This is a genomic window from Pantoea sp. Taur (assembly GCF_009830025.1).
Classification (GTDB): domain Bacteria; phylum Pseudomonadota; class Gammaproteobacteria; order Enterobacterales; family Enterobacteriaceae; genus Pantoea; species Pantoea communis.
Map to the genome: position 1 here is coordinate 24,565 of NZ_SZZZ01000031.1, position 7,031 is coordinate 31,595.

Sequence of the window (7,031 nt, forward strand, 5' to 3'; positions counted from 1 at the left end):
GAGCCCATTATGAGTGAACTGAAGAACGATCGTTATCTGCGCGCCCTGTTACGTCAGCCGGTAGATGTCACGCCGGTATGGATGATGCGACAAGCTGGGCGTTATTTGCCGGAGTACAAAGCCACGCGTGCTGAAGCCGGTGATTTTATGTCGCTGTGTAAGAATGCTGAGCTGGCATGCGAAGTCACACTGCAGCCGCTGCGTCGCTATGCGCTGGATGCCGCGATCCTCTTCAGCGATATCCTGACGATTCCTGATGCGATGGGCCTGGGGCTCTATTTTGAAACGGGCGAAGGTCCGCGCTTCTCAAATCCTATTACCTGCCGTGCAGATGTAGACAAACTGCCGATTCCGGATCCAGAAGATGAGCTGGGTTATGTGATGAATGCGGTGCGTACCATTCGCCATAACCTGAAAGGCGAAGTGCCTTTGATCGGTTTCTCTGGCAGCCCATGGACGTTGGCAACCTACATGGTTGAAGGCGGCAGCAGCAAAGCGTTCACCAAAATTAAAAAGATGATGTATGCCGAGCCGCAAACCCTGCACAAGCTGCTGGATAAGCTGGCTGACAGTGTCATCCATTACCTGAACGCCCAGATCAAAGCCGGTGCACAGTCGATTATGGTCTTCGACACCTGGGGCGGCGTGCTGACCGGCCGCGATTACCGTGAGTTTTCACTCTACTATATGCACAAAATCGTCGATAGCGTGCTGCACGAGAACGAAGGTCGCCGTGTGCCGATTACGCTGTTCACCAAAGGTGGTGGTCAGTGGCTGGAAGCTATCGCAGCGACCGGATGTGATGCGCTGGGACTGGACTGGAGCACCGATATTGCCGATGCGCGTCGTCGCGTGGGTGACAAAGTTGCGTTGCAGGGCAACATGGATCCTTCCATGCTGTATGCGCCTCCGACACGTATCGAGCAGGAAGTGGCCACCATCCTGGAAGGCTTTGGCACGGGTGAAGGGCATGTCTTCAACCTGGGCCATGGCATTCATCAGGATGTGCCGCCAGAGCACGCCGGTGCATTCGTCGAAGCCGTACATCGTCTGTCTCGCCCTTATCATCAGGGTTAAGCATGGATTTAGCCGCGCTGCGGGCTGAACAGTTACAACGCGCTGCTAACGTGGTGCGGCAGGATGATTTCGACGTCCTGCCGCCTCGTTTTATCGCCGGTGCGGACGTCGGTTTTGAACAGGAAGGTGACATCACGCGTGCGGCACTGGTGGTATTAGAATATCCCTCATTGCAACTCGTGGAGCACCGTATAGCACGCATCGCGACCACCATGCCTTACATCCCGGGTTTCTTATCGTTTCGCGAAGTCCCCGCACTGCTTGCAGCCTGGCAGCAGCTCACACACCAACCCGATCTTTTATTTGTTGATGGTCATGGTATTGCCCATCCCCGTCGCCTCGGCGTGGCTGCGCATTTTGGCTCGCTGGTGGATGTTCCAACCATTGGCGTGGCAAAAAAACGGCTCTGCGGGCGTTTTACCGAATTGGATGCTGAACCGGGGAGCCGCCAGCCACTGATGGATAAAGGCGAACAAATTGGCTGGGTGTGGCGCAGTAAAGCGCGCTGCAACCCTTTGTTCGTCTCAACCGGGCATCGTGTCAGTATGGACAGCGCACTGAATTGGGTGGAGAAATGTACCGCGGGCTATCGTTTGCCCGAGCCTACACGCTGGGCCGATGCGGTTGCTTCGGGGCATCCTGCGTTTCTGCGTTGGCAAAATGCGCGTTAACGCTGTTTGCGCGCGGCTTTTGCGGTACACTGCCGCCAGCTAACCTATTGAGAGTAAGTTTGATGTTACAGAACCCCGTCCATTTGCGTCTGGCGAAGCTGGAAAGCTGGCAGCATATGACCTTTATGGCCTGTCTGTGCGAGCGGATGTTCCCCAATTATTGGGCCTTCTGTCAGCAGACTGAATTCGCCGATCCGCAACTCTATCGTCGCATCCTTGACCTTGTCTGGGAGAGCCTGACGGTTAAAGACGCCAAAATTAACTTCGATAGCCAACTGGAAAAGCTGGAATCAGCGATTCCGAATGGCGATGATTTTGATATCTATGGTGTCCACCCAGCGATCGATGCCTGTGTTGCGTTGAGCGAAGTTGTGCATGCACAACTCAGCGGCGAAACTCTGGAGCACGCAATCGAAGTCAGTCGCACCTCGATTACCACCGTCGCTATCCTTGAAATGACGCAGGCCGGTCGTGAAATGACCGATGAAGAGCTGCGTGAAAATCAGGCGGTGATTGATGAATGGGATCTGCAGTGGGAGATTTTCCGTCTGCTGGCAGACTGCGAAGAACGCGACCTTGAGCTGATTAAGGGGTTACGTTCTGACCTGCGCGAAGCGGGAATCAGTAACATCGGTATACTTTTTCAGCAATAAGGCGATAAAACGTGACTTCAGGCCTGAATTACCGCGCCTGGAGGCTTCACATCAGCCCCCTGTCTGGTCTACATTTGGGGGGCTGAAAATTGTGGCTATCTTTGCGTGCAGGTTGAAGAGTGCCAGAATATGGCTTTTCCCTCGCACTCGTTGCTTAGCAAGCGATAAATACACTTTAAGGATAACTTATGAACAAGACTCAACTGATTGATGTGATCGCAGAGAAAGCTGACCTGTCAAAAACCCAGGCTAAAGCTGCGCTGGAATCTACCCTGGCTGCGATCACTGAGTCTCTGAAAGAAGGTGATGCTGTACAACTGGTTGGTTTTGGTACTTTTAAAGTGAACCACCGCGCTGAGCGTACCGGTCGCAACCCACAGACTGGTAAAGAGATCAAAATCGCGGCAGCTAACGTGCCAGCGTTCGTCTCTGGTAAAGCTCTGAAAGACGCTGTTAAGTAAGTTTTCCGCATCGCGGTTTAAGCTTTAAAAGAGGGGCGACACGCCCCTTTTTGTTATTGGGGCCTGTCATGCTGAACACGATTACTCAGCGCGTCTGCGCCCTGTTACTCGGTGCGCTGCTCGCGGGCTGTAGTTCCACCTCTGATCTCCCTGCCTTTACGGCAAGTGGCTATCTGGCCGATCGTGGCACTGTGCGCATCTGGCGCAAGAACAGTGACCATCAGGCTGTCCATCTTCGCACTGTTTATACCCCTTTCAATGGCGATGCCATGGAAACCACTGACTACAACTGGCAACAGAACAAACTGATTAGCGTTGAGCGCAGTGTAGCGGGCGAGCAACCGGATGATGTGACGTTACGCTTCGACCATCTGGGCAATCTTAATTTTATGCAGCGTCAGCTGGCCGGCCGTCGTGAAGCGGTAAGTGGTGATACGGTTGAACTCTACCGGTTCGACGCGCAACGTATGCTGGAGCAAAGTAATGCGTTGCTGAGTGGCCGTGTATTGCTGAAGCAGGGGCATTGGCTGGGTGTTACGCAGGTGCGAGATTGTGAGGGCAAAGTGGTGAGTGCACCCTTTGATAGCGGAATCATTGCCACTTTATCCCAGCAGCAGCGAAGTCAGCCCCAACCGCTGATGGTGTCGTGGTTAGAGGCGCCGGAAGGGGTGCAGCTGTTGCGGGCGACGCCAGAGGATGAGTGCAGCTGGCAGCCGAAAGAGAGTGACTTCTGAGGTGGAAAAAATTTAGGGGCGCTAAGTGCGCCCCTTGATGATTACTTGCGGTTAATTGCGCGGTAACCAATATCCTTGCGGCAGAAGCTGCCTTCCCAGGAAATATGTTTCGCCAGTGCATAGGCATTCTTCTGCGCGGCTGCCACATCTTCACCCAGGGCAGTGACGCACAGCACGCGTCCGCCGTTGGTGACCACCACATCATCTTTCATCGTGGTGCCCGCGTGGAATACTTTGCCATCCGGCACTTCTTCCAGCGGCAGACCGTGAATCTGATCGCCGGTTTTGTAATCCGCCGGATAACCGCCAGCCGCCAGCACGACACCCAGCGATGGACGTGGATCCCACTGCGAGGTCTGCTTATCGAGTTTGCCATCCACTGCGGCCAGGCACAGCTCAACCAGATCTGACTGCAGACGCAGCATGATCGGCTGGGTTTCTGGATCGCCAAAGCGGCAGTTGAATTCGATCACTTTCGGCTGACCGGCTTTATCGATCATCAGGCCTGCATACAGGAAGCCGGTATAGGTGTTGCCTTCCGCTTTCATGCCGTTGACGGTTGGCCAGATGATCTGATCCATCACACGCTGATGGATCTCATCGGTGACAACCGGGGCTGGCGAGTAAGCGCCCATGCCTCCGGTATTCGGGCCGGTATCACCATCGCCTACACGTTTATGATCCTGGCTGGTGGCCATGGGTAACACGTTGTCGCCATCCACCATCACGATAAAGCTGGCTTCTTCGCCGTCGAGGAACTCTTCAATGACGATACGATGGCCTGCATCGCCGAAAGCGTTACCTGCCAGCATGTCCTGCACTGCAGCTTCCGCCTCAGCCAGTTCCATCGCGACGATAACGCCTTTACCCGCAGCTAAACCGTCAGCTTTAATCACGATCGGTGCGCCTTTCTCACGCAGGTAAGCCAGCGCGGGCTCAACTTCCGTAAAGTTCTGGTATTCAGCGGTAGGGATCTGCTGGCGTGCCAGGAAATCTTTGGTGAAGGCTTTTGATCCTTCCAGCTGGGCCGCCGCCTGCGTTGGGCCGAAGATCTTCAGACCGGCAGCGCGGAATGCATCGACCACGCCGATAACCAGCGGTGCTTCCGGGCCGACGATAGTCAGATCGATATTTTCTTTTTGAGCAAACGCCAGCAGGGCAGGTACATCAGTTGCGCTGATCGCCACGTTTTGCAATGCGGGTTCCAGTGCGGTGCCGGCGTTACCCGGTGCCACAAACACGGTCTCAGCTAAAGGAGACTGTGCCGCTTTCCATGCCAGCGCGTGTTCACGTCCGCCATTACCAATCACTAAAATTTTCATTTATTACAGCTCCAGGCTATTAATGGCGGAAGTGACGCATGTCGGTGAAGATCATCGCAATGCCGTGTTCATCAGCGGCGGCAATCACTTCATCATCACGGATAGAACCACCTGGTTGAATCACACAGCTGATGCCCACGGCAGCCGCCGCGTCGATACCATCGCGGAACGGGAAGAAGGCATCTGAAGCCATAGCTGAACCTTTGACTTCTAAACCTTCGTCGCCTGCTTTAATACCGGCAATTTTGGCAGAATAAACGCGGCTCATCTGTCCGGCGCCTATGCCGATAGTCATATTGTCACGTGCGTAAACAATGGCGTTGGATTTCACGAACTTGGCTACTTTCCAGCAGAACAGCGCATCACGCAGTTCCTGCTCGCTTGGCTGGCGCTTAGTCACGACTCGCAGCTGACTGGCATCAACCATACCGAGATCGCGATCCTGAACCAGCAGGCCGCCATTAACACGCTTGAAGTCCAGTGCAGCAACACGGCCCTGCCACTGGCCACAAACCAGCACGCGAACGTTCTGTTTTGCTGCGGTAACTTTAAGTGCCGCTTCGCTGGCTGAAGGGGCAATGATCACTTCGACAAACTGACGGCTGATGATCGCCTGGGCAGTGGCTTCATCCAATTCACGGTTGAAAGCGATGATGCCGCCAAAAGCAGAAGTTGGATCAGTTTTGTAAGCGCGCTCATAGGCGTCAAGAATCGAACCGCCCACTGCCACACCACACGGGTTAGCATGCTTAACGATCACGCAAGCGGCTTCATCAAACTCTTTCACACACTCAAGCGCGGCATCGGTATCCGCGATGTTGTTGTAAGAGAGCGCTTTGCCCTGTACCTGCTGTGCAGTCGCAACAGAAGCTTCTGCCACATTCTCTTCTATATAGAAGGCAGCGTCCTGATGGCTGTTCTCGCCGTAACGCATATCCTGCTTCTTGATGAAGTTGAGGTTCAGCGTTCGTGGGAAGCGGCCGGCAGGCTCTTTGCTGTCGCTATGATAAGCCGGTACCAGGCTGCCAAAGTAGTTGGCAATCATGCTGTCGTAGGCTGCGGTGTGTTCGAAGGCTTTGATCGCCAGATCGAAACGGGTGTCCAGCGTCAGGGAGTTTTCGTTGGCGTCCAGCTCGGCGATGATGGCCTCGTAGTCGCTGCTCTTCACCACGATTGCCACATCTTTGTGGTTCTTCGCAGCGGAGCGCACCATGGTTGGGCCACCGATATCGATATTCTCTACCGCGTCTGCCAGTGAGCAATCGGGTTTGGCAACGGTTTGAGCGAAGGGATAAAGGTTTACCACCACCATATCGATAGGGTTGATCGCGTGCTCGGCCATGATCGCATCATCGGTGCCGCGACGGCCCAGAATACCGCCATGCACTTTCGGGTGCAGCGTTTTGACGCGTCCATCCATCATTTCCGGGAAACCGGTGTAGTCAGAGACTTCGGTGACGGGCAGGCCCGCATCTGCCAGCAGGCGAGCAGTACCACCTGTGGAGAGCAGCTCAACACCACGGCTGGAGAGTGCCTGAGCAAATTCGAGGATACCGGCTTTATCAGAAACACTGAGAAGAGCTCGGCGTACTGGACGACGTTGTTGCATGGTGGTTTTATCCCTTGGCTTTGTTTCGCATAAATAAGAGCGTTACATCAAGCTTAGCGCTTCTCTTATATATAGAAGAGAGTACTTGCTTCATGTAACGCCCCAAAAGGGGCATCCTTGACGTCGCCGGGCATTGTAGCGAAAACGTTTGCGCGATGCTCGCCTAAATTCATTTGTGCAGATGAATGTGGATAACACTGTGTGTAAGTGGGTATAAGGCGGGGTTTTGCTGTGGAATGCAGCGAACGGTTGTTTTTGTTGAATTTAGCGGTTGCGCGCTGCGAACAACTCCCTATAATGCGCATCCATCGAGACGGCACAACGGTTTACGAAGTGCGGTGTTGACAGGAAGCTTCGCTAAGAACTTCCGCCAGAGAAAAAATGCTGAAAAAAGTGTTTGACTCTGAAGGAGGAAAGCGTAATATACGCCACCTCGCAACAGCAGCTTAAGGCGCTGATTGCACCGCTCTTTAACAATTTATCAGACAATCTGTGTGGGCACTC

7 protein-coding genes are annotated in these 7,031 nt (G+C 54.1%); 5 read left to right on the top strand and 2 right to left on the bottom strand.

All coding sequences use genetic code 11. The features are described 5' to 3' along the window. Positions 1 to 9: 9 nt before the first annotated feature. The 5 genes from hemE to FD744_RS23985 all read left to right on the top strand — a co-directional run bounded on the left by hemE (position 10) and on the right by FD744_RS23985 (position 3,596). The gene (hemE, locus tag FD744_RS23965; RefSeq protein ID WP_160869784.1) at positions 10 to 1,077 is read left to right on the top strand and encodes a uroporphyrinogen decarboxylase; all 1,068 of its coding nucleotides are present in this window, start codon (positions 10 to 12) and stop codon (positions 1,075 to 1,077) included. A 2-nt stretch (positions 1,078 to 1,079) separates the two neighbouring features. Continuing rightward, a complete protein-coding gene (gene nfi / locus FD744_RS23970; RefSeq protein ID WP_160869786.1) occupies positions 1,080 to 1,748 on the top strand; it encodes a deoxyribonuclease V in 669 nt (222 codons plus the stop codon). Positions 1,749 to 1,810: 62 nt separating this feature from the next. Further along, the gene (locus tag FD744_RS23975) at positions 1,811 to 2,401 is read left to right on the top strand and encodes a YjaG family protein (RefSeq protein ID WP_034828920.1); all 591 of its coding nucleotides are present in this window, start codon (positions 1,811 to 1,813) and stop codon (positions 2,399 to 2,401) included. A 188-nt stretch (positions 2,402 to 2,589) separates the two neighbouring features. Further along, positions 2,590 to 2,862, top strand: a complete 273-nt coding sequence (gene hupA, locus FD744_RS23980; RefSeq protein ID WP_006121511.1) for a nucleoid-associated protein HU-alpha — start codon at positions 2,590 to 2,592, stop codon at positions 2,860 to 2,862. A 68-nt stretch (positions 2,863 to 2,930) separates the two neighbouring features. Next, positions 2,931 to 3,596: a DUF1481 domain-containing protein gene (locus FD744_RS23985; RefSeq protein WP_160869788.1), complete on the top strand. Its 666-nt coding sequence runs from the start codon at positions 2,931 to 2,933 to the stop codon at positions 3,594 to 3,596. Positions 3,597 to 3,637: 41 nt separating this feature from the next. Here the strand turns inward: FD744_RS23985 and purD are convergent, their stop codons facing one another. After that, positions 3,638 to 4,918 carry a phosphoribosylamine--glycine ligase gene (gene purD, locus FD744_RS23990; RefSeq protein WP_160869790.1) on the bottom strand — a complete coding sequence of 427 codons (1,281 nt, stop codon included), beginning with the start codon at positions 4,916 to 4,918 and terminating at the stop codon, positions 3,638 to 3,640. A 19-nt stretch (positions 4,919 to 4,937) separates the two neighbouring features. Then, a complete protein-coding gene (purH, locus tag FD744_RS23995) occupies positions 4,938 to 6,527 on the bottom strand; it encodes a bifunctional phosphoribosylaminoimidazolecarboxamide formyltransferase/IMP cyclohydrolase (RefSeq protein WP_034828924.1) in 1,590 nt (529 codons plus the stop codon). Between the last annotated feature and the right edge of the window lie 504 nt (positions 6,528 to 7,031).

Excerpts from the sequence above, each read along its gene's own strand:
- hemE (WP_160869784.1), top strand. The coding sequence starts at position 10 with ATGAGTGAACTGAAGAACGATCGTTATCTGCGCGCCCTGTTACGTCAG.
- nfi (WP_160869786.1), top strand. The coding sequence starts at position 1,080 with ATGGATTTAGCCGCGCTGCGGGCTGAACAGTTACAACGCGCTGCTAAC.
- FD744_RS23975 (WP_034828920.1), top strand. The coding sequence starts at position 1,811 with ATGTTACAGAACCCCGTCCATTTGCGTCTGGCGAAGCTGGAAAGCTGG.
- hupA (WP_006121511.1), top strand. The coding sequence starts at position 2,590 with ATGAACAAGACTCAACTGATTGATGTGATCGCAGAGAAAGCTGACCTG.
- FD744_RS23985 (WP_160869788.1), top strand. The coding sequence starts at position 2,931 with ATGCTGAACACGATTACTCAGCGCGTCTGCGCCCTGTTACTCGGTGCG.
- purD (WP_160869790.1), bottom strand. The coding sequence starts at position 4,918 with ATGAAAATTTTAGTGATTGGTAATGGCGGACGTGAACACGCGCTGGCA.
- purH (WP_034828924.1), bottom strand. The coding sequence starts at position 6,527 with ATGCAACAACGTCGTCCAGTACGCCGAGCTCTTCTCAGTGTTTCTGAT.